The organism is Mesorhizobium sp. WSM4311 (assembly GCF_002295115.1).
GTDB lineage: Bacteria > Pseudomonadota > Alphaproteobacteria > Rhizobiales > Rhizobiaceae > Mesorhizobium.
Genome location: NZ_NSFV01000011.1, coordinates 101,284 through 122,910 on the forward strand (window position 1 = coordinate 101,284; position 21,627 = coordinate 122,910).

A 21,627-nucleotide genomic window follows, 5' to 3' on the forward strand; every position below is an offset into this window, starting at 1 on the left:
GGTGCGCGGCGCTAGCTTTTCAAGATGTGTTTGCACATATCCAATCAGATTCGCGGGTTGATGAAGCGTTCGGCCTCGTTGTGCCTAAAGGTATGGAGTGATATCCGATACCAAACAGCGGAATTGAGCAAACAGCTGGCCGCGATGGCACGTGAGGAACAGCACTGCCGTCTGCTCATGTTAGTGCCCAGTGTAGGCGCCACAGCCACCGCCTTTGCCGCAGCCGTGGAGGATCCGGCGAACTTTAGGAAGATGATTCCACCTTCCGCAATCCATAAGTTCGATCCCAGCGGTTTCCAGCATGGTCGCTCAGTCTAGTCCGCCAGATGGGCGCCTTCCACCCAACAAGGGCCGTAGCAGCGCGGTTCGCCGGCTGGGTTCCGCACGCGCCACCATGCGTTTGCGAGGAGTTAGGCCTGAATCGCAACAAGCGCTTTCCAACTGAGGTACACGCCAATTTGCTAATCGCGCCCATGAGGTCTACTCTGCTTGTATCGGCCGCCAGTGTTTTCGGATGCAGCCGACAGTGAGAGGTACATGCTCTTGCCCGTCAGGGAGAGCGCCGTGCCCCAATCCCTTCTTCGCAACCATGTATTGCAAGCCCTCTCGCCTGAGGATTTTGCGCTCTTACAGCCGTCAATGCATCACGTCGAACTGGGCATCAAAGACCGACTGGAAGTCCCATATCAACTAATCGAGCATGTTTATTTTCCGGAGGCGGGAATCGCTTCGGTGGTCGCGGCCATGACGGGCGGCCGGCAAAGCGAAGTGGGCATCATTGGCCATGACGGCATGACGGGGGTTGCGGTTGTTCTCGGCCGGGACAGTTCCCCCAACGAAACCTACATCCAGGTCGCCGGCAAAGGTTGGTTGCTCCCGGTCGAAAGCCTTCGCGACGCGATTGAAGAAAGCCAGTCCCTTCGCGGCTCGCTGCTTCGCTACGCGCACGCGTTCCTGGTCCAGTTGTCCCGCACGGCACTTGTCAACGGCCATTCGAAAATCGAGGAACGGCTGGCCCGGTGGTTGCTTATGGTCGATGATCGTATGGAGGGCAACAGGATCTACCTGACGCACGAGTTTCTGGCCACCATGCTTGGCGCCCGGCGCCCTGGCGTGACGATAGCCCTGCAAATGCTTGAATATCGGGGGCTGATCCACGCCAAACGCGGTGAGATCACCATTGTCGACCGGCCCGGAATGATAAAGCTGACGCACGGCGCCTATGGCGACGAAGAGCAACGTCACTTCGGCAGTGATTCCAGCTGATTGTCCCGAATCGGACACACCCTTACGGGTTGACGAATTGGTGCCATAAATCGTGTTGGTTTGGGTTCAGGGAGGAACTCACATGACCAACAGTTTTCACACCGTCACGGTTGAAAGGGCGGCCGACGCCTATGTCCGTTCCAGAGGCAAGGCCCGCTTCCTTTCCATCGCACAGGCAATTCGTGCCATTCGAACACTGCTTCTGGCGTGTAAGGCCACGGACCCTGAGCTGGAAGAGATACTGGCTGCGGCATGCATCCTCCACAGCATTCCTGTCGCTTTCGACGCAATGACTGCCGATCGCTCTGAAACACGGCTTCATTCATAGGCCCTGCAATGGCAGACGTCGCTCCGACGCTTACTTCATCGCACGTTCGCCAAACGGTTGTCCGTTACCTGCTTGATAATGTCAAAAATCCGAGCGTTCGATAGACGTGGTCATCCACGCCGTCGGAGAAAGGAGCTCTGCGAGCTAACGGATTGGGAACGGGGGGACTACATAGCTCGAAGCGCGATCGACGCGGGTCTTGCTGTGGAGTTCGATGCGGGGGTTCCCTGATCGCTCCTCTAAAGCAAAGAGCTTGCTACCGGCCCTACGGCAAGGCGAACATTGCGAACCAAATTTCGGTCCCACAGTCCCGGTTCGCAGGCATTGGGGAGGCGCGGCGAGCGGCTAGGACCTACCGGCGTGGAATGAACCCCAGGCAACCGGCCGCATCAATTCGCTTACAAACGTCCGCTACTGATTGCTCAAAAGGCCGACTTCTCGGTCGTTCGAGCAAGCATTCTGATCTGCTTGAACCGGCCTTTCTCAACCACGTGCAAAGCCGTCACCGCGGCGATGTCGTCCTGCTTGGCATCCCAGTTGACGACGTCTGGGTATGCAATGCCACGATATTGGCTTTTCCGGAGCGCCGATATCACGCCCTGTCGGCTAAGCTGATTTGCGCGCTTGGCCAGCCTTATGGCCTCAAGCAACTGTGCCGCAGCGTCATAGCAGTTTACGGCATAGTTCTTGAGGGGACCGAAGCGATCCGTATAGCGTTGAGCAAATTCCCGCGACCCTTGGACGACACCAATTTCCGGACAGGCTGAGAGGACGAGGACGCCCTCATCCTGCTCGGCCGCCTGGCCGGCGGGCTCCAGGAAATTCCAACCATCCCAGCAACCGTCCCCGGTCGCGAGCAAATGCCGTACCCTCGCCGCCCGCATTGCCTTTAGCAACGGCGCGCCCTCGAATGTGCCGCCGTAGAACACCAGGTCGATATTTTTGGGAAAGCTGCCGACCAACGCGCCGAACTCGGTGGTTCCTTCCTCTACAGCGATGTCCTGCACAACACCGCCTCCGCGGCGCCGAAAGGCGTGGACAAACTCGTCGGTCATACTTTGTCCGTAGACGGTGTTGGTTCTGACCACGACAGCGCGCCGTTTCCCCATTTCGGCGGTCAGATGGTTGGATATGGCGGACGCGGTAACGTCGTCGCGGTTTGTGAACCGAAACACATTGTTCCAGCCCGAATCCGTTAGCTTCGGGTTGGAAACGATGGGTGAAATCAGCGCCATCGACGCATCGCAATAGCGCTGCGCCACGGCGAGCGTGACGTTGCTGTTGTAGTGCCCAACAATGCCCAGCACGGCCTGATCAGCGATCAAGCTTGACGCCACCTTGGCGCCCTCGGCCTCGTCGCCTTTGTCGTCGCGCCGGATCGCCTCCAACAAGATACCCTCAGCCGCGTCGTTGGCATCCTCGACCGCCAGTTCAACTGCCTGCGCCATCTCGATCCCGAGATAGGCAGGACGTCCCGTAAGTGGGGCGACGACCCCGATCCTTACCCTTTTGCGATCGCCGTTGCTGTTTTTCGTGGCGTCGACCATGAGTTACCTCCTTGTGAGTGGAATTGCGGTTGGCAACCAGCAGGCAGGCCACGGAGGCGACAACCAGAAAGCCTCCGATCAGGGTGGTTGCGGTGATCTCCTCGCCAAGAAATGCCCAGCCGAGGAACATCGCAATCACGGGATTGACGAACGTGTAGGTCGCGACAAGGGCGGGCGAGATCTTCTTGAGCAGCCAGATGTACGAACCGAACGCCACCACCGTGCCGGCGAGCGTGAGGTAGCTCCAGCCAAGGAAGGATGACAGGGAAATCTGCGCCACGGCTCCAATCGGTTCGCCTCGCGCCGCGCTCAACAGCATCAGTGCTGCGCCGCCGGTGACCAATTCGCGGCCGGCAAGTGCCACCGAGGAACCCTTGTTGTTGTGGCCTTCGGCAATGAGCGTGCCAAGCGCCCAAGAAGCGGACGCCATCAGCAAAAGCAGGATGTCGGACAGTTGGAGCCCTGCGGGACCGGCAACGCTTCGCCATGCAACAAGGACGACTCCGAGCAAGCCGGGAAGCAGCAGTAAAATGGTCCTGACAAGAGGCTGGTGCGATCTGCCGAGAATGCTTCTTCCGACGATGATCCAGAATGGGATCGTCGCCAGGAGCAAGGCTGCAAGGCCGGACGGCATGCGCTGCTCGGCATAGGCCAAAACACCGTGACAGCCGACGAAGAACAGCACGCCACAGAGGCCTGCGCGGAGCCAGGACCGGATCGAACCGCCGTCGTCGGCTTTGGCCCTCGAATGCGCCAGCAAGATCACTCCGCCGACAATCGAGCGCGTGCCCATCAACGCAAAGGGTGGGATGGTTTGGACAGCGACCGCAAGGGCGAGATATGTCGAGCCCCATATGAGATATATGGCGGCAAAACCGCATACGATCGTAAGCTTTTCTCTTGAAGAAGCGGTCATCGAACTTATAACCATCTATCATCGAACTTATAACCATCTAATAGGTTAGGTAAGGTTAAGCGGCATGAGCCCGATTGGTTCCACGACCTCTCCAAAACCACGTGCCACGCGCGTTGCGGAGCGCCATCTGGCGAACGAGGATCTGGCGATCCGCTTCGTGAACACGGCGGCCTGGAGGTTGCGTTCGGACGTTGAAGAACGGCTCCCCAGCCCGGAAGCTCTGCTGGACTGGTTTCACGCCAACGACCTGGTTTCCCGTGGCGAACGAACGGCGTTGCAGCGGGCGTGGAAATCCGACGTCGAGGCTGCCAACTCCCTTTATGAGAGCGCGATCGCTTTGCGCGAACTGATCTACAATCTGCTGATTGCGCGGATCGATGGCCAGACGCCTCGCACCAAGGACCTTGAGGCCTTCAACCATTTCCTGACCGCTGGTGGGGTAGGCGCAACCCTCGCTTGGCGGGCAGGCGACTACGCTTGGCGCGCGACGAAGGGAGTGGGGAGCCTTCTAACTCCGATAACCCTGTCGGCTGCTGAGCTCCTGACCGGGATCCGCTCTGGCAAAATCAGGCAGTGTCAGGATGAGAGAGGGTGCGGCTGGCTTTTTGTCGACGAGAGCAGAGCGCAGAATCGCCGATGGTGCTCGATGGGAGATTGTGGAAATCGTGCGAAGGCGCATCGCCACTATCAGCGAGCAAAGGGGTATGCCCTGAAGTCGGATTAGCCGACCTGCTCGACGGAATGCGTACGCGCCGGTAAAGGCTTGACAAGAGATTTGGCGGAGACCGATGGATCGAGCCAGGCAGCCCAGTCTTTCCGGCCGAGGATGACGATCTGCCGGTCATGATTGGAGACAATGTCTGGGCCGAGAATGCTTCGCCCTCATCCGTCGTCTCGCGCCAGATGCCGGCAATGCGCGTCGCGCTTGTTGGACAGCCATTTGTCCTTGCGCTTTTTTAGGATAGCGCCGCCGGTTTCAGACGCAGCGGCACACGGCCATGTCGAATTGTTGCATTCAAACGATTTGCGACGCGATCTTCGCATCCTCAGCCTCGTGATCGTGAGGATATGATGGGATCGCCCGACCACGCGGTCGAAAGCATTCGAGGGAAGAAATGGAACGTTCGCGGAACGGCATCCGGCAATACACTGACATTCCATTCGAGGCTGAAAGTTACGCCCGCTCCTAGGCAGGCGGCCAGGCGTTCCGGCTCGCGTCGAGGTCGCGGAAGATAAGAAGTGCGCCTGACTGTCTGACAATTACTTCTCGGAAGGGTCCCGGATGTCTTCCTTGCTGACGAAATAGTCGCTTGCCACCGCAAGCACGGCCAGGAAGGTGGCGCCATATCGCGCGAAGCCGAAGGCCTCAGCCGCGGCAATCTTTGCGCCGCGCTTATGCTCACTGACAAATTGGGCCGCCGCGTCCCGAATTTCGTCGGCAGCCTCGCCGAACAGCGCGTGCTCTTTGGCAGTCGGCGGAAAGGCCCGGCCAATGATATGGCCAACCAACACCCCTACCGCCGAGCCGGCGATCATCTTGGCTCGATCGAGATTGGCAACGGCGCGACGCTTGCCAGCATGATAACCGCTTGACCTTGCATCGGCATCTCCGTCGCTTGTCACCGTCGCCGTGGTTACTTCGACACGCCCAGCAGCGACTTTGCCGTCAGCACTCCTTCGTCCCGCATCAAAAACGGCGACTGCGCCCAATGCAACGGCGGCCGCTATTCCGCCATTCTCCTGGACCGCATCCGAGATGCCCCGGAGCGCCGTGGCAACTTTCTGTTTGGCGTAGTGTGTGGAAACGTCCGCCAAATGTCTGGGTTGCAGCCGGCGGCTCACCTCGCTTACAGGGCCGAACAGTGCTTGCCGTTCAGTTCGGCTCTGCACCAGGATGTCCCTAATCTCATTGCTGGGTTGAGCCATAGCGTATTCCCTGCTTCAAGGCCGCGAGATCAGTCCGCACCTGATTGACTGTCTCGACGGGCGTAATGGTCCATCCGGTCAGCGCGCGCTTGGCCAGATAAAGGGAGATCAAACCTCCCGCGATCAAAACAAGGCCGACGATCAGACAGGCGAGCATCGGACCTACCCCGAAGGAGATCATCGCAAGGATGAGACACTGAACCAGAGCGAACGCCGCCAGCGCAAAAAACACGGCCGCCGCCATTCCACATGCGCCCGAAGAAACCAGCGTGGTGGACTTCGCTCGCATTTCCGCCTCGAGGAGGCGCAAGTCTAGGCGCATCAACGAGCCAAATTGGCTTACCGCTTGGCCGAACACGCTTCCGAAGGGCCGGTGGTCCGTTCCATCATCCATGCCAATGATCCTTCTCAGGACCGATCGGAACTTCGCATGATCCGCGTCAGGAACACGCCGGCTAGAATGCCGATCCCGAAAAAGGCGGCAGGCTGGCGCTGCGCGAATTTCGTGACGGAATCGAGCAACTCGCCGACGTTGCGGTCCCTGATATCGGTAGAGATACGCTCGACACCTTCGGCCGCCGTGCGCACCATGCTTGCGACCTGGGGCGATTGCTTTTCGATGCCGTCTGCCGCGTCCTTCACGGAATGGGCGATATTGGCAATAGCATCGGCGCCCGCCGTCTTGTTGGACTCGACTGCTTCCTTGAAGGCGCCCGCGGCATCAGCGGCGACAGACCCTGCATAATCTTTGGCATCGCTCGAAACGGAGGCGGCGGCATTCTTCAGATGCGACGCGGTCTCCGCCGCACTTGTCTTAAGCTTGCCGAGAGCTTCTTTGCTGGTCTCGGCACGCTCGGCGTCCTCATTGCCCCAGCCGTTCTCGTTGGCGTTACCTGGTCCCGGAAAGTCGTCTGTGGTTGGCGTGTCCATGATATTTCACTCCTGTGTTCCTAGGAATTGAACTTCGCCACCATGAAGCGGTTCCTGCCCCCGACAAAAAAGCCTATCGAGCATCGCCGCTGACCGGATTAGCGCAGTCGCTGGACGCGATCACGGCGCTCGTCCGCCCTTTTCGGCCAGTCGCATCGCTCGTCCTCACCAGCATCAGTGCGCAGTGCGCTAAGGCAGAACGTTTGAACGTCCACCTCCGCTAGTTGACGGCCAGTCGTAGAAACGTTTGGAACTGGGTTGCCACCGCCCACACCACCGTGCCAGCAGCTGTCGAGAAACGTGATCGGCTGGATCCGCTCGGGCAACTCGGGGTGGGGGATGTTTGGCCGGATCCGCACGTTCGCGCTGGGTGCGAAACTTTCTTACGTCTCCCAGGCCGAGGACGGTGGCCGACCCGGACTTAGGCACTAGCGGTGGGTCGGCGTCGCCGTGACAGCGACCCGGTCGAGCGCAACCTCTAGGGTGGTCGTCAGGTCGCCGCCGACCGTTTGAAAACGATGGTAACCCTGGTCCCTTCGTCGGCGCTGGATTTCACTTCGAAGTGCGCTTTGGCGTTTTCGGTCAAGGAGTGCGCGATGAGTGCGCCAAGCTTGCCGGGCTTCGGCCAAGTCTCACCCTGCGGCAAGCCAACTCCGTCATCGGCGATAGTGATGCGGCATCCTTCGCCATCGACCACGCTGTGAAGCGTTATCGTTCCGCCTTCTCGTCCCTTGAAGCCGTGTTTGAGCGAATTCGTCAGCAGTTCGTTCACCACCAGGCCAGTCGGCATCGCAACGTTGACCGAGACGGGATAGGTATCCACTTTCATGTCCAAGCGTATGCCTTCGACGGCATGCGAAGCCATTACCGCAGATGCTATCTGGCTGAGGTAGATGCCGAGATCGACCTCATCTTCCTGCTCGTCGTTCGACAGCGCCTGGTAGAGTATCGCAAGAGCGTCGACGCGCCCGGCCAACCTCTCGAACCGTTTCTGATCAGGCTCCGCCGCATTGCGGGTCTCCAGTCGGATGAGTGCGGTGATCATCTGGAGATTGTTCTTTACCCTATGCTGCAGTTCCCGCAGCAATGTATCCTTCTCGCGGACACGCTCCTCGATCGAGGGCGCCTCCTCGCCGTGAGAGGATACGTCCACCAAGGCGACCAGCCGAAAACAGGTCTTGCCGTCGTCGTCCACTATCAAATTTGAATAGGCGTCAACGACTGCTGGTCCGTCGTCGCCGCGTTCAAGGCGAAAAGTACCGACAAAATCCGTTTCGTTGACAACGCATTCGGCCAGCGCCTTGTCTTTCTGCTCACGGATACCAGTCCCCGACAGCGCTGCCCAGTTTTTTCGCGCCAGACTGGCGGCCTTCAGGCCGGAGAGCTTTTCGAATTCCGGATTGGCATAGACGACGCGTTCCGTTTCGATCAGGTCTGAAACCGCGATCGCAATAGGCACCTGGTCGAGGAACTTCTTGAACTGTTCGCTCTCCAGCGCCGTGGCCAGTTCTGGCGTATCGAGCAGCTGCTCGACCGCCTCGGGCTTCCCTGTATCCGATGTCATTTTTAACGCCTACGCCGTAAGGATAGGTCATCAGTATCAGCGATGGAGCAGATAGGCCACCGCCGAAGCGCGGCCACCTAGAAGAGGTCAATATGCCGGGACCAGCCTCGTATCGCGTAGCGGCAAGGCCATCGTGAACCGCAGACCGTCAGGGCGATAGTTCAACTCGACCTTGGCTTGGCACTGCACAGTCACGACTTTCTCCAGCAGTGTCGTCCCGAAGCCGCGCCGTCTTGGGGGCTCGACCTTAGGCCCGCCCATTTCAAGCCACTCCAGATTGAGGATTCGCTCTTCTCCCGAATTGCTCAACGACCACCGGACTTCGAGCCGTCCGGTGGGACGGGACAACGCACCATATTTCGATGAGTTAGACGCAAGTTCATGAAAGGCCATCCCGATCGGGATGGCGATATCGGCGACCAGGGCGACGTTGGGCCCTTCAAGCACAACACGCGACCTGTCGCTCGTATCGTAGTGGCGCAGTTCCGACTCCAGCAGCTTGTGCAAGGAGGCCATCTGCCAATAGTCATCGGTGAGCATCGAGTGCGTGTCGGCGAGAGAGACGATCCTGGCCGAGAAATCGCGCACGAAATCATCGACGCTTCCGCTCGACTTGGCGGTCGCACCCATCATCGCTCGGACATTTGCCAGCGTGTTCTTGACGCGATGATGGAGCTCCCTGATCAGCAGTTTCTGCCGGTCAGCGACCTCTTGCTTCTGTTCAATATACGACTTGACCTCGAGCTGACGGGCGCGGGCGCGCAGAGCCGAGCGTACCGAATTTGCCAGGCTCGACGCCAGAAAAGGCCTCTCGAGAACGATCAGATAGCGGTCCAGAAAGGCCAGGCGCTTGTCAATCTCCGTTCCCCGCATCGTCAGCAGCACGATCGGAAAATCGGACCACGCCGGTTGAAGATTGAGCCAGGATGCGAACTGATTTCGATCAGAACTGATCAAGGCTTCTTCGGTAACCAAAAAGCACTGGGCTTGGTCCAACAGCGGTACTGCTTCGTCGAGGGTGGCGCAGATGTGAGACTTGATCCCGTTCTCCGCGAGGATTGCCGACGCGACCTTCGCGTCGCGCCCGACTGGTGCCAATACGAGCACACTGCAGTCTGAAGGCATCACGAGGCCTTGTCTTGCAGCAGGTTGCCTTGCTTTCCCTCGTAGGTGGGCACGCCAGTCAGGATCCCCCGAAACTCCTCCAATGGTTCACCGACGGCCAGCCCGGTCGCGCTTATCTTGAATTCGCGAATGGTGTCCTCATGCGGCCCGGCGCGTTTCTTGACCACGGAAATAGCCCGTCTCAGACGGCCGCCGCTTTCGAAGAAGCGCAGGAGCATTAAGGAATCGCAGAGATAGGTCATGTCTACGGGGGCTGACATTTGACCGATCACTCCATGATTGGCCAGCAGCAGGATCGTCACAACGCCTTTCTGATTGAGATATGTCAGGATCTCGTGCATCTGCAGCACAAGATGCTGTTCCTCCGACATCGCATTGAGGTACCCGGTCAAGCTGTCGATGACGACGATCCGCGCATTTGACCGCTCGACAGCCGACTGGATGCGCGACGACAATTCACCGGGCGACAATTCCGCCGGATCGATCTGTTCCAGCAGCAAACTGCCATTGTCGGCGAACGGGCCCAGATCCATGCCGAGGCCCGACGCGCGCGCCAGGAATATCCGCTTGGTTTCATCGAACAAAAGCACCAACACATGTTCGCCCCGCTTGAGAGCGGCATGGCAATAGCTGCACGCGATGGTTGACTTGCCGACACCAGAAGGTCCCATCAGAAGCGTGCTGGTGCCGCGGTCAAGCCCGCCACCCAAGAGCGTGTCGACAGAACTGTTGCCGATGGCGGGCGTTCCAGGCTCGGCCAGCTCATGCTCGGAGGCAACCAAGCGAGGAAATACCGTCACGCCGCCGGGTCGAATGACGAAGTCGTGGAAGCCGCCGCGAATTTGAACGCCGCGCATTTTGATGACGCGCAGCCGCCGCCGCTCTCCGCCATAGATTGGCGAAAGCTGTTCCATCCGGATGACGCCATGACTGATGGAATGCAGGTTGAGATCGTCATGTTCGGCAGTGAGATCGTCAAGGAGAAGCACCGTTGCATTGTTGAGCAGGAAAAAGCTTTTCAACGCCAGGACCTGCCGTCGATAGCGTAACGATCCCTGTGACAAAAGACGTATTTCCGACAGGGAATCGAACACCACGCGATCCGGCTTTATGCGCTCGATCTCGGCAAGCGCGGACTGCACAGTTTCACCGAGTTCCAGATCGGAGGAATGAACCAGAGTCTGTAACTGCGACGGATCGAGGCTCAGCTCCGGCGGGACCAGCTCGAGGATTTCGACACCTTCAAGAGAAAACCCATGCCGTTGCGCGACCGAGTGCAGTTCACGCTTGCTTTCGGACAGCGTTATGTAGAGGCATTTCTCGCCATCTGTCGCGCCTTTGATCAGAAACTGCAGACCAAGTGTGGTCTTTCCTGAACCAGGCCTGCCCTCTACAAGATGTGAACGGAATTTTGCATAGCCGCCTCGCAGGACGTAGTCGAGGCCTTCCACGCCAGATGATATTGGTGAAGCGTCCTCTTGATCCACGTTGTCCCCACACGCCTTTGGTGACCTCCTTAACGGATAGCATTTTCAATAGTTCCCTCTTGAAAAGAGAGGGTGACGGCCCCTTTCCCACCCGTCATGTTGTCGGGGCTGTAGCGCAGTGCGGCTGCAAATTCTTACATTCTCAGCGCGGTGATGGCTGGGGAACCTCGTTCTCGCGAGCCCGTTATGCCTCACCAATGAGGTCCCACGCTTGAGAGAACCAATTCCAGACATCGAGCGCGGGCCCCTCGGGAATCACTGCCCTCCCACGCCGCCTCGGATCGGCAGTGCTTCCGCACAAGGCAAGAACAGGCTTATTGCGGGCATGCTAGTCGCCTGCCTCGTTCTCGGCTTTGGGCTGCTCGCCGAGGAAGTCCTGGAAGGCGACACAACCAAATTTGATCTGGCCATTATGTCGGCCCTTCGCGCAGCCGATCCCGCCTATCCGATCGGTCCGCCCTGGCTTCAGGAAGCGGCCAGGGATGTGACCTCACTCGGCAGCGTGGTGTTTCTTGGCTTCGTGTTGCTGGGAGCGGCTGTTTATCTGCTTCTGGTCCACAAGCGGGCTCTGGCCATTTGGATGGCGGTGGCGGTGGGCGGCGGCGAACTGCTTGGCACGATCCTCAAGCTGAGCTTCAACCGGCCCAGGCCGGAGATCCCTCATGTCACGCGAGTATTCACGGCAAGCTTCCCGAGTGGACATGCAATGCTTTCGGCGATCACGTTCCTGACCGTAGGGGCTCTCCTTTCACATGCAAGTCAGGATCTGCGCCTCAAAGTGTATTTCATGGCGCTCGCCTTGTTTCTGACGGTGGCCGTTGGCATAAGCCGGGTCTACCTCGCAGTCCACTATCCAACGGATGTATTGGCAGGGTGGTGCGTTGGCTCTGGCTGGGCGATCCTGTGTTGGATAGTCGCTTTGTGGTTTCAGGAAAGACCAAAGCGGGGACCAAAGACTTGAAGGTTATGGCGCTCATCAACAAGGGTGCCGGCGCTGCGGTGCGCAAGGGCGACATAGCGAGAGCCGTGCGGGATGCGTTCGCCGAACGTGGCGCCGAGGCGGATGTGCGATTGGTAGACGGGCGAGAGGTTGGAGAACTCGCTCGGCGTTTCGTTGCCGACAATAAGTCGACTTCCGATCATGGATCGAGATTGGTGGTGGGCGGTGGCGACGGCACTCTCGGCACCGCTGCCTCGGCGCTGGCGGGGACGAATCTGGTTCTCGGTGTTCTTCCGCTCGGCACATTGAACCACTTTGCCAAGGATTTGGGTGTGCCGCTCGATCTGACGGCGGCGATCGATACAATCGCGACAGGCACGCCTGTCGCAGTCGATGTCGCCGAGGTCAACGGCCGCGTGTTTCTCAACAATTCATCGATCGGGATCTATCCGTTCTTTGTGGCAAAGCGCTCAGCCGAGCAGCGGCACCGCGGATTTTGCAAGCTTGCCGCCATCGGCCCCGCCCTCATGAGAACGGTGAGATTCGCCACGTGGCAGGCTGTCCACGTTTCTGCCCAGGGCGCTCGCGAAAGACTGCGGACTCCTTGCGTGTTTGTTGGCAACAATTTCTACGACGTCGCCAATCTTGGCCACCGCCGCAGCCTCTCGTCAAAAGAACTATGCATTTATGTCGTCAAGCAACAGTCCTGGTTTGGGCTGGCATTGCTTCCGTTCAAAATCGCATTCGGCATGATAGATTCGACCCGAGATCTGGAAACCTATCGGGCTACTTCACTTCAAATCACATCGCATCGCCGCGCCATGCTGGTTTCTCTGGACGGCGAAGCCGTCCGTATGGACATGCCCCTGAATTTTCGGATTCGACCGGCGGCCTTGCAGGTCCTTGCGCCTGACCAAAACGACAAAGACGAGTGGCCATAACTGAAAGCGGAGAAATTCAGTGAAGACACTCGTCCACCTTTCGGATTTGCACTTCGGAAAAACAGAGAGCCAGCTCGTGGAAGCGATCGCGGCTGAGGTTCGTGCCGTCGATTTTGATTTGCTCGTCGTGTCGGGAGATCTGACGCAGCGCGCCCGGAAAGACGAATTCCTGCAGGCGCGGGCTTGCCTTGACTCTCTTCCCGGCCCCCGCATCGTGGTGCCCGGCAATCACGACGTGCCGCTCTGGAATGTCTTTGCGCGTGCCGTGACACCTCTGGCACGTTACAGGCGCTACATCGAGGCGGACACGGACCCATTCTACGCCGATAGCGAAGTCGCTGTCGTCGGGATCAACACGGCACGATCCCTGACAATCAAGGACGGCAGGATCAACGTCCGCCAGCTAGAGGCGGCGAGGGACAAGTTCGCAAATATGTCCAATAACGTTACCCGGATAGTGGTGACGCACCATCCTTTCGAAGGACTGGACCTGGAAAACGACGACGGAATCGTTGGCCGCGCGGATCTGGCAATGGATGCCTTCTCGCGCAGCGGCGTAGACGTCATATTGTCTGGCCACCAGCATCTTCATCGCGCCGGTTCGAGCGCACGGCGCTACCTAATCGACGGCTATGCGGCACTGCTTATTCAAGCGGGGACGGCGGTTTCGTCCCGGGTACGCCATGCTGCAAATTCGTTTAACATCATTCGCGTCGAGCATCCGAGGATCTCCGTCGAATGCCGGGCATGGCAGTCTTCGCGTTCCGGGTTCGAAACCTCGGCCAGCTATTCCTTTCGGCAAGGTCCAGGCGGGTGGGAACCTGCTTGAATGGCGGCTGGGGGAGAGCGCCAACATTTCCAGAATCGACATACCGCTAAAGCTGAGATTCGATGGGTAGGTACCTGACCAGGGCGGCCAGGATACGGCGGGACCATGCTGCCTCGGGTTCGCGAGTATAGGTTTGAGGTCTGCCTTCATCGCTGCCATGCCAGCGCAGAACCTCGTTCTTCAGTTCGAGCCGGTAGCTTGCTTCCGGCGCTATCTCGGATTTGAACCGGTGCCGGAGTTCCGCGACCAACTTCTCGTCTTCAAAAAGCACTCCCATTTCCGAATTCAACGATACGGACCGCGGATCGAAGTTGAAGGATCCCACGAAACCGATCCTGTTATCGACGCTGAACGCTTTTGTGTGCAGGCTGGCACCCTTTGATCCAAATACAGAAATCTTGGGCTGCCTACTAAAGGGCTGAAGCTCGAAGAGCTGTACGCCCTTTCTGAGCAAGCGCTTGCGATAGTTGGCGTAGGCCCCGTGAGCGGCAGCGACATCGGTCGCGGCCAAGGAGTTGGTCAAAACAGCGACCTGCACCCCGTCGTCCACGAGGTCGCCGAGGATTTTTGAACCCTTCTTGCCGGGGATGAAATATGGCGACACGATTTCCACACGCTTGCGCGCCGACTGTATGATTGGGAGCAACTCCTTCATCAGCCAACCACGCGGTCTCCAGCCTCGCACCTTTTCCGGAGGGTCAGAGATCACGCGCGCGCCCTCGACCCAATGAACGTCGCTGCTGGCCGCTATGAACCCGGCGATGGAGCCCTTGTCTCCGATACCGCTCAGGAGCGTCGACTCGGTTTCCTCCTCGCTTCCTTCGAAATAAGGGGAATACGAACCCGGCGCGGTTGCACCGAGTTCACCTATTGGCTTGGCGTCCTGGCATGCCCAGAAAGTCTGGAAGATCTGTGTGGTTTGCTGGACGGCAGGACCGAGGAGCAGCATGTCGAGGTCACGAAAATTCGTCTCCGCCGCGTCAAAATAGGCATCGCCGATATTACGTCCACCGACGATGGCGATGTTGTCGTCGGCGATCCACGCCTTGTTGTGCATCCGCCTGGTCAATGCAAAAATCCGCAAGAGGACTTCCGCGCCTCGCATTACGCCGCGTGCTCTGATGCCGCTCGGGTTGAACAATTTGAGTTCGATGTTTGGATGGTTGCTCAGCGCCAAATAAGCTGCATCGCTCTTGCGCGGATTGACGTCGTCGAGCAGCATTCTGACGCGTACGCCCCGCTGCGCGGCGCGGACAACTTCCTGTAGAAGCAAGCGCCCAGTAAGGTCGTCATGCCAGAGATAATACATGAGATCGAGAGTGCGAGCCGCACTCCTTGCCGCTAAGACACGCGCGGCGAACGCATCGTAATTGTCAGAGATCATAAGCAGGCCACTCTTACCCGCTTTGATTCTGTCGGCCGTTGTTGGCGTAACCGAGACGTTCATGGATTGACCAAATTCGGAGGAAAACGAGGCGCTGTTTAATGAGACTAAGAACCCGCGAGCCCTGATCTGGTTGCAGGGGGCCCTTTGAGCCTGCACGAAAGGTCGAATGCAGCTATACTAGCACTAGCGTATAGCCAGCCGGCGTCCCGTCGTTTAGGCCCGGCGTCCTACTGGTAGGCGCCGGGCCGCATTGCCGGTGAAAGCGTTACTCAGGGACCGCACCTGCCCTTGCGGTGGCCCGGGCGCATGTTTGCCTACCCAAGTCGCCCGTTCCATCCGATGAACGGAGCATCATTGCCCGTGGTCTCGCCGGTTGGCGACATGAGCTTCTATGGTCTTGCGTAGGGCATCCGCCGGCATCAGAAAACGCTCGATCTCTGGCCATTGGGTGTCTCCGTTTTGAGGGCTCCCGCAACTGCGCGGATTATGTCCTTCGCTTGCCTGCCATCAGCTCCAGGTTGTGAAGCGGATTTACAGATAATTGAGCATGTTTGGCGCATCATGATCAGCGGAAATGCAAGTAGCTCGTACATGGCCAAGGCCTCGGCGCTCCACGCTTCGCCGGGGCCTTTTGCGCGCTTATGCCATGCTGCCAGGCGCCCTGACCTGGCACCTTGCTTAGGCCTTTGTCCTCCTGGACCGGCCCGGGGCGAGGAAGCCATCCCTTATCAGGTCCAACGCGTCGAGCGCGTCTTCATCCAACAAGTTTGTCAAGGGCACTCCACCCACGCGCACAACCTTGTTGTTGTCTATGTCGTAGACCTCCCAGAGCCCATCACTGACCCTTCGGATTGCGTGCCGCCTCTCCATAAGGAGTCTCTAATAAGCGAGTCGCCGAAGCGCCAGCAAGAAAACTCGATCCAAAGAGTTAACGGTGGAAAACCATGCTCGCTTTAGGCCTGACCGAAGCCCGCCCCGGACAGTTTTGCCCCCATCCGAGGCGGGCTGGTTGGAAGCTGATGGAGACAGCCTCCTCGCCTTGGCCCACGGGGATCAAAACCAAGGCAAATTCAGAACTTCAGTTGGCGAAGAATGTTCCGTTGGAGGCATGCGCTGCCGCCACACAGTTCGATAGCGGGATTTGCGCCACAGCGGTGCGGCATAACCTGTCAGAAAGCGGCTGTTTGGAGCCCGGAAAGCGCACTGATCGAAGATGCAACCCTGAGACTGCACAAGGCGTTGAGACATTTCCTTGAAGGAATGCACGCCCGCGCCTCCAGAAAATCGGCCCCAGCCCGCTTGGGGTCCCGGCGATCTCAATTCGGTGCTAGGTTACCGACCGCATCAGCGCGGTGAACAACACTATTGCAACCTAATGAACGTGGAAGCCTGTCTGAACAAGCCCGCCGTCGAAATCACATTCCGGCCAAGGCGAAAACCGCTATCAGTGAGGTGATGGCGACGGAAATGGGCACGGCCAGGAGCAAGCCAGCTTCAATGAACCGATTTTCTTTCTCGTTGAACATCCAATCTTCCGGCGCCAAGCTGAAGTCCACGGGTTCGCTCGCCCCCGGGGAGACGAGCGAACCCTTATCAGCGCAGGAAGGGACATAACTGCGCCGATTCGGAAAGTCGCGATGGTTGACTTCAGCCAAGAGATATTCCGATCACGAGGGAGATAATGGCCAACAGAACGCGCTTGACCAACGCTCCTATCAATAGATTTTTCCTTCGGTTCCGGCTCACAACTTCCGCAAAAGGGGACCGTTCCAAGCCGCACCGTCTGCAAGACCATTGCCGAACGTGGCCAGACATATGTCCAACCGGACCCCAGACCGAAGTCCACCAAGGGGAACGATTGCGTCAGCGCCAAGTTGGCTATTGAGCTTCGACACCACCAGTCGGAGCCACTCTCACGAGGAGCCCAATATGAAATTGCATCTGTCTGCTGCAGCCGCGGCATTTCTTCTGCTCACAGGCGTCGGCGTCGCGGCGGCCGAGGATATCATCATTCAGCCCGAGCAGGACACGGTGATCCGCGAATATGTGAAGAAGCAGCCGCTCGCGTCGGTAAAGGTCCCCGGAGTGGAACTCAATATCGGCACGGCTCTACCCGATACAGTCGAGCTTCGCGAAGTCCCCAACGTCAAATATCGTTATGTCGTGATCGACAACCGGACTGTTCTGGTCGATCCAGGCACCCACAAGATCGTCAAGGTCTACGACTGACCTTCCTGGCTCAAGCCCGTCGTCTCGTGGCGGCGGGCTTCAAAATGCAAGATCTCGCAAAATCCCATGCTCTGAAAGCGCGCGTTGCGAACCGTAGGCAGAGCACGACGATGTTCACCAGCTTGCCGCTAGCTCATTCCTGCCACTGTCATAAAGCGGTCCAGCCGCCCGCTTTTATAGCTTCGCTTGCAACGAGGAAACACCATGGCTTCGACAGCAGCGTTAATCTGGTACCTGGTAATAGCCGGTCCGCAGGGTGGCATGGCAATCTTGCCTGGCAGTTTCGACAAGCGTGAACAATGCATGGCGGCCATCGCCGAATACCAGAGGCAGCCGACGCCGTCGGGCTGGACCTTGCAGTGCATCCCCAGCGCTTCACCATTTACCAACAACGGATCCGCGGAATAGCGCCAGGTGGTCAAGGTCGGGCAGTGCTTTCTCAGACTGAGGCAGCGATCGATGATCCGGGTAACGGCTCGAACCACATTGCGGAGACGAATTGGTGACGGAATCGCCAGCGGAACCAATGGCCAGCGACCAAGTTTTTGCTGCCAAGGAGACTATTCATGCTCAAATTGTTGATCCAGATCGGCATCGTATATGCAGCGTTCAGGATTGGTGAAAGCGTCGGGCGTCTCGATAGCGGTCCTCGCCGTTGGCCGCGCGGTCAAATCACCGCTGGGGGAACTAGACGCAGGGCTGGGGCACGCTGATTTCGCAACACGTTCTCCGCGTTCGAGTGGGTGGAGGTCCAGGAATGGCTTTGATTATTGGTATCGCGTTGCTTTGGGGGTTCTGTTCTCCGTGCTTTTCGTTACTCATGCCGCGCCTGAGGCTACGCCGGTGCCTGCACGATCAAGGGTCCCGATAGGTCTGCTTGGCGCCTTCGTGAGGCCGCCGATTTTGGATGAATGTCGGCGATGTGTCGCATCGCCAAATAGGCTGGCAGTTTCGAGCGGTTTTTGCGCCAGTCGAAACCATGGACAGGTTTTCGGCTGGCTTGCCAGCTCGCAGGGGCAACGGAACAGCTACGCCGTTCAAGGCGTTGAGAGGTTCAAGCCCGGGCATGAGGAAGCGCATTGCGGAAGCGTTCGACGGCAACCCACAGCGGTCAAGGGAAGCATTGGCCGCACATTGGAGCGTAGTCGAATGTGGTGGACAGCGATGGGGTTAGCCCTGTGACTTCGAAAGCGAGACGGAGTCAGAAGCTGCCCGCCACAGAGGCGTCTTTAATCGATGAAGAAGCGGCCAGTCGCGCGGCCTTAACAACGGAAGAGAGTAAGGCAGCTCTGAGATCGGAGGAGGGAGACCGCGGACGCGACGCGGCTTGGCCATCCCAGATACCTGCGCTTGGTTGGAAAGATATCTTCTGGCGCTTATGGGAAGAATTCAACAAGGACCGGGTTTTGCTCGTTGCGGCCGGCGCCACGTTCTACCTGCTTCTGGCACTGTTTCCGGCCTTGGCCGCTTTCATTTCAATTTACGGCTTTGTCGCGGACCCGGTTTCGGTTGCCGACCATATTGCCTATCTCGGCGGATTGCTTCCGTCGGGCGGGCTAGACCTCATTCGCGAACAGCTTCAAGCCTTGGCCAGGCAAAAACCCGGCGCTCTCGGCATCGGTTTCTTCATCGGCCTTGGTATCGCGCTTTGGAGTTCCAACAGCGGCATGAAGGCACTCTTTGATGCCATGAATATCGCCTACGAGGAACGGGAAAAACGCAGCTTCATCACGCTCAACCTAATGTCGATCCTGTTTACTGTCGGCGCGTTGTTGATCGGCATCGTGCTGTTGCTCACGGTGGGCGTCGTTCCCGCGCTTTTGCGCTATTTCTATCTGGATGCGTGGACGGAGACGTTAATAGCAGCAGCCCGGTGGCCGGTCTTGGTCTGCGCGATGCTGACCGGAATTTCTCTGCTTTATCGCTTCGGACCAAGCCGCGAACGTGCCAAATGGCGTTGGCTGAGTTGGGGCTCTTTGATTGCGACCGTTGCGTGGATCGCGGCGTCGTGGCTGTTTTCATTCTATTTGCAGCATTTCGCCAACTACAACGCCACATACGGATCGCTCGGCGCCGTAGTCGGTTTAATGATGTGGACGTGGATTTCCGTCATCATCCTTATCGCCGGCGCCGCGATCAATGCCGAGATGGAGCATCAGACAGCGATTGATTCCACTACCGGCCTGCCCCTGCCCATGGGCAAACGTGGCGCGGTCGTAGCGGACACTTTGGGCAAGACCGCAAAATGACTGGCATCACTTTTCTGCCTTGCCACGAATTCTCTGCGAAGGGTTAACGCGCCCACCGGATGGCGAGGATCAGGGCCTGGAATCGGTTTCCTCTTCTGATGGTTGCCGCCCGTCTGATTGGTGAGTCTTGTCTTCCACCTCATTCACGGGGCGCGTCAGGCCACCGCCAGGCTTGGGCTTCTTGTTTGCGGCCGCGTCCTGAGAGGACGCGTTCGAAGAGTCGACGCCGGTCTTTGCCGGATATTTTGTGGCCCCGGTTTCGCGATGGTTTTCGTTGTCACGCATGACTTTGGTCCTCCGTGATCAACGATAACCGCCCCCGTCAGTGCCAGTTCCGCTGCAGATGGAACATTCTCTACGGCTGGTCGGTTGGCCAGGAAGACCATTCCCTGCCAGACAAACTGGTGCGCGGCCCGGGTCGGCAAACCCCTCTGCTGACCGGCAGACATGCCGCCCAAACCAGAGCCCAATAAAGAATCGCTGCTAGATGCGCCGGCCTGGACATCCGACGTGCGAGAGCCTGCCCCGGATCCCGCACGAACTTCCATTCTCCAATCCCGACAAGAACCGAAGCCCGCGAAGGGAGCATTGCAATGAGCGGTGATTAGGTGCTGGCTGTCTTTGCGGTGCGGCTCGCTTTTGGTAAGAAGGCGCGACGTCTCGGCGATAAAATTGCCGCGCCTGGATGGAGGCGTCGAGTGAGTTGCGCCAATAGTCGGTCACCGCGTCGTCCGTTACAGCACAATCGTTTGCCCGTAGTATTTGCCGGCATTCCGGATGGGCGCCGCTGCTAGTTTCGATGTGGTCGGCAGGAACACGCAATGTGGAAAGACGGGGTCCGATGCGATGGCCCGATGCGCGCGGGCTTGCAAACATACCGACCATCAACATTGGCCCAGCGTTCCTCAGCTCATCGCTGCGGCCACGCGCGGCCATCATCAGTTCCGGCATTGATGGCTTGGCTAGCCCGGGAAACCAACGTCATGCCTCCCCACTTGCCGTGCCTATCTCCTCAGGCCAAAAAAGCTCAGCACCGCAAGAACAACGACGACTAGCCCTACAATGTAGATTATGCTGTGCATCGATCGGACTCCAAAATAATAGGCAGGCCACGCTCTTTGGCCTACCGTACGGTTATTGCGTCGAAATCAACATTTCGGACCGCCTAATGTTCCATATGTGGGCCGTATTTTTAGGAGGTCGCCGTTGGGCCGGCTTTAGCGGGTTGGCAACTTGTGCCGCAGCGTCAGTGCCGGCCTTAGGAATGGCCGATAGACGCCCGAGATCCTTTTGAGGGCGTGGCAAAAGAAATCCGTTTTACCTTCGAAATTGCATCTATCACTGCGCCGCACTCGCCCTGCTAATGCTGGGCCGATGACGAGTGCCGGAGTATTGGCCGTCGGCCGACAATTGGTCACCTCTCAATGTCCCTGACGGGTCCTGCGGTAACGGAACCAAAGCGATCGCACGATGTTAAGCAGGCGAAGGGCCATCTTAAATCGTTGAGGATCTCAAATGAAAGTCGCCATTGTTACTGCTTTGGCCCTGTGCCTACTCGTACCCTGCGTCGCCTCGGCCGACGCGATCGTAGTTCAGACCCATAGACACCACCGACACCACCACTGGAACAATGATCGTGTCGTTATCTATCGTGAAGGACATCGCCTCCATCACCGCCATCATGGTGATATCACTTTCTTCGATCACGGTCGTCGCCACCATCGCTCCGATGCGGTTGTTGTCCGAAGCCCGATGGATCGATCGCACCACCATCGTCACCGCCACGTTGTTATTCAGCAGGAGAATGGCGGTTATTGACCGCCTCCTTTTTGCCCGGCTCTCACTTGGAGAGCCGGGCACGCATTACGATGTATGATCGGCGAAAGCTAAACCGAATTGGCGGTTGGTCGGAGCTCGGGCACACCAGCGCAGCCGAGCCTGCTACGGTAGTCGGCGAAAGCAA

At 58.4% G+C, this 21,627-nt stretch carries 21 protein-coding genes and 1 pseudogene; 8 read left to right on the forward strand and 14 right to left on the reverse strand.

The window, feature by feature from the left end; all coding sequences use genetic code 11:
• The first annotated feature begins 537 nt into the window (after positions 1-537).
• The gene (locus tag CK226_RS25765; RefSeq protein WP_245437848.1) at positions 538-1,266 is read left to right on the forward strand and encodes a Crp/Fnr family transcriptional regulator; all 729 of its coding nucleotides are present in this window, start codon (positions 538-540) and stop codon (positions 1,264-1,266) included.
• A gap of 82 nt (positions 1,267-1,348) precedes the next feature.
• The gene (locus CK226_RS25770; RefSeq protein WP_095790026.1) at positions 1,349-1,594 is read left to right on the forward strand and encodes a hypothetical protein; all 246 of its coding nucleotides are present in this window, start codon (positions 1,349-1,351) and stop codon (positions 1,592-1,594) included.
• A gap of 422 nt (positions 1,595-2,016) precedes the next feature.
• Here the strand turns inward: CK226_RS25770 and CK226_RS25780 are convergent, their stop codons facing one another.
• Together CK226_RS25780 and CK226_RS25785 are read right to left on the reverse strand one after the other, a co-directional pair.
• On the reverse strand, positions 2,017-3,141 hold the full coding sequence (locus CK226_RS25780) for a branched-chain amino acid ABC transporter substrate-binding protein (RefSeq protein WP_245437849.1): 1,125 nt from the start codon (positions 3,139-3,141) through the stop codon (positions 2,017-2,019).
• Positions 3,026-4,057: an EamA family transporter gene (locus CK226_RS25785; protein ID WP_142887699.1), complete on the reverse strand. Its 1,032-nt coding sequence runs from the start codon at positions 4,055-4,057 to the stop codon at positions 3,026-3,028. The genes CK226_RS25780 and CK226_RS25785 overlap by 116 nt, the downstream gene beginning before the upstream one ends.
• Positions 4,058-4,121: 64 nt before the next feature.
• Here CK226_RS25785 and CK226_RS25790 point away from each other — a divergent pair, with 64 nt between their 5' ends.
• Positions 4,122-4,781, forward strand: a complete 660-nt coding sequence (locus CK226_RS25790; RefSeq protein WP_245437850.1) for an ABATE domain-containing protein — start codon at positions 4,122-4,124, stop codon at positions 4,779-4,781.
• Here CK226_RS25790 and CK226_RS35685 read toward each other — a convergent pair.
• The 7 genes and pseudogenes from CK226_RS35685 to CK226_RS25825 form a co-directional block, all read right to left on the reverse strand.
• A pseudogene (locus tag CK226_RS35685) lies at positions 4,778-5,014 on the reverse strand (SOS response-associated peptidase); the annotation flags it as partial. The gene CK226_RS25790 and the pseudogene CK226_RS35685 sit on opposite strands and share 4 nt — an antisense overlap.
• 303 nt (positions 5,015-5,317) lie before the next feature.
• Positions 5,318-5,983: a hypothetical protein gene (locus CK226_RS25800; RefSeq protein WP_095790025.1), complete on the reverse strand. Its 666-nt coding sequence runs from the start codon at positions 5,981-5,983 to the stop codon at positions 5,318-5,320.
• Positions 5,964-6,377, reverse strand: a complete 414-nt coding sequence (locus tag CK226_RS25805) for a phage holin family protein (protein ID WP_095790024.1) — start codon at positions 6,375-6,377, stop codon at positions 5,964-5,966. The genes CK226_RS25800 and CK226_RS25805 overlap by 20 nt, the downstream gene beginning before the upstream one ends.
• A 14-nt stretch (positions 6,378-6,391) precedes the next feature.
• Positions 6,392-6,913 carry a hypothetical protein gene (locus CK226_RS25810; RefSeq protein WP_095790023.1) on the reverse strand — a complete coding sequence of 174 codons (522 nt, stop codon included), beginning with the start codon at positions 6,911-6,913 and terminating at the stop codon, positions 6,392-6,394.
• A gap of 490 nt (positions 6,914-7,403) precedes the next feature.
• Positions 7,404-8,477 (reverse strand): histidine kinase dimerization/phosphoacceptor domain -containing protein, encoded by a 1,074-nt coding sequence (locus tag CK226_RS25815; protein WP_095790022.1) that lies wholly within the window; start codon positions 8,475-8,477, stop codon positions 7,404-7,406.
• A gap of 87 nt (positions 8,478-8,564) precedes the next feature.
• On the reverse strand, positions 8,565-9,605 hold the full coding sequence (locus tag CK226_RS25820; RefSeq protein WP_095790021.1) for a sensor histidine kinase: 1,041 nt from the start codon (positions 9,603-9,605) through the stop codon (positions 8,565-8,567).
• Positions 9,602-11,053, reverse strand: a complete 1,452-nt coding sequence (locus tag CK226_RS25825) for an ATPase domain-containing protein (RefSeq protein ID WP_245437851.1) — start codon at positions 11,051-11,053, stop codon at positions 9,602-9,604. The genes CK226_RS25820 and CK226_RS25825 overlap by 4 nt, the downstream gene beginning before the upstream one ends.
• Positions 11,054-11,414: 361 nt before the next feature.
• Here CK226_RS25825 and CK226_RS25830 point away from each other — a divergent pair, with 361 nt between their 5' ends.
• The 3 genes from CK226_RS25830 to CK226_RS25840 are packed head-to-tail and all read left to right on the forward strand — an operon-like array spanning position 11,415 to position 13,799.
• Positions 11,415-12,050 carry a phosphatase PAP2 family protein gene (locus CK226_RS25830; protein WP_245318236.1) on the forward strand — a complete coding sequence of 212 codons (636 nt, stop codon included), beginning with the start codon at positions 11,415-11,417 and terminating at the stop codon, positions 12,048-12,050.
• 5 nt (positions 12,051-12,055) lie between these two features.
• The gene (locus CK226_RS25835; RefSeq protein WP_245437852.1) at positions 12,056-12,970 is read left to right on the forward strand and encodes a diacylglycerol kinase family protein; all 915 of its coding nucleotides are present in this window, start codon (positions 12,056-12,058) and stop codon (positions 12,968-12,970) included.
• 19 nt (positions 12,971-12,989) lie between these two features.
• Complete coding sequence (locus CK226_RS25840; protein ID WP_095790018.1) at positions 12,990-13,799, forward strand: metallophosphoesterase; 810 nt, start codon at positions 12,990-12,992, stop codon at positions 13,797-13,799.
• Between the two features lie 46 nt (positions 13,800-13,845).
• Here the strand turns inward: CK226_RS25840 and CK226_RS25845 are convergent, their stop codons facing one another.
• Both CK226_RS25845 and CK226_RS34515 read right to left on the reverse strand, forming a co-directional pair.
• A complete protein-coding gene (locus CK226_RS25845) occupies positions 13,846-15,246 on the reverse strand; it encodes a phospholipase D family protein (protein ID WP_095790017.1) in 1,401 nt (466 codons plus the stop codon).
• Positions 15,247-16,601: 1,355 nt separating this feature from the next.
• The gene (locus CK226_RS34515; RefSeq protein ID WP_142887698.1) at positions 16,602-16,841 is read right to left on the reverse strand and encodes a hypothetical protein; all 240 of its coding nucleotides are present in this window, start codon (positions 16,839-16,841) and stop codon (positions 16,602-16,604) included.
• 274 nt (positions 16,842-17,115) lie between these two features.
• Here CK226_RS34515 and CK226_RS25860 point away from each other — a divergent pair, with 274 nt between their 5' ends.
• Positions 17,116-17,415, forward strand: coding sequence for a DUF1236 domain-containing protein (locus CK226_RS25860; protein ID WP_095774616.1), 300 nt, complete (start codon positions 17,116-17,118; stop codon positions 17,413-17,415).
• A 128-nt stretch (positions 17,416-17,543) separates the two neighbouring features.
• Here the strand turns inward: CK226_RS25860 and CK226_RS35075 are convergent, their stop codons facing one another.
• Positions 17,544-17,837, reverse strand: a complete 294-nt coding sequence (locus CK226_RS35075; protein WP_179301132.1) for a hypothetical protein — start codon at positions 17,835-17,837, stop codon at positions 17,544-17,546.
• A gap of 756 nt (positions 17,838-18,593) precedes the next feature.
• On the opposite strand from CK226_RS35075, the gene CK226_RS25870 reads away from it, so the two are divergent.
• On the forward strand, positions 18,594-19,664 hold the full coding sequence (locus tag CK226_RS25870; protein WP_095774691.1) for a YihY/virulence factor BrkB family protein: 1,071 nt from the start codon (positions 18,594-18,596) through the stop codon (positions 19,662-19,664).
• A gap of 69 nt (positions 19,665-19,733) precedes the next feature.
• On the opposite strand, the gene CK226_RS25875 is transcribed toward CK226_RS25870, so the two are convergent.
• Together CK226_RS25875 and CK226_RS36175 are read right to left on the reverse strand one after the other, a co-directional pair.
• Positions 19,734-19,949, reverse strand: coding sequence for a hypothetical protein (locus CK226_RS25875; RefSeq protein WP_095790014.1), 216 nt, complete (start codon positions 19,947-19,949; stop codon positions 19,734-19,736).
• 1,266 nt (positions 19,950-21,215) lie between these two features.
• Positions 21,216-21,449 carry a hypothetical protein gene (locus CK226_RS36175; RefSeq protein WP_179296076.1) on the reverse strand — a complete coding sequence of 78 codons (234 nt, stop codon included), beginning with the start codon at positions 21,447-21,449 and terminating at the stop codon, positions 21,216-21,218.
• Positions 21,450-21,627: the final 178 nt, after the last annotated feature.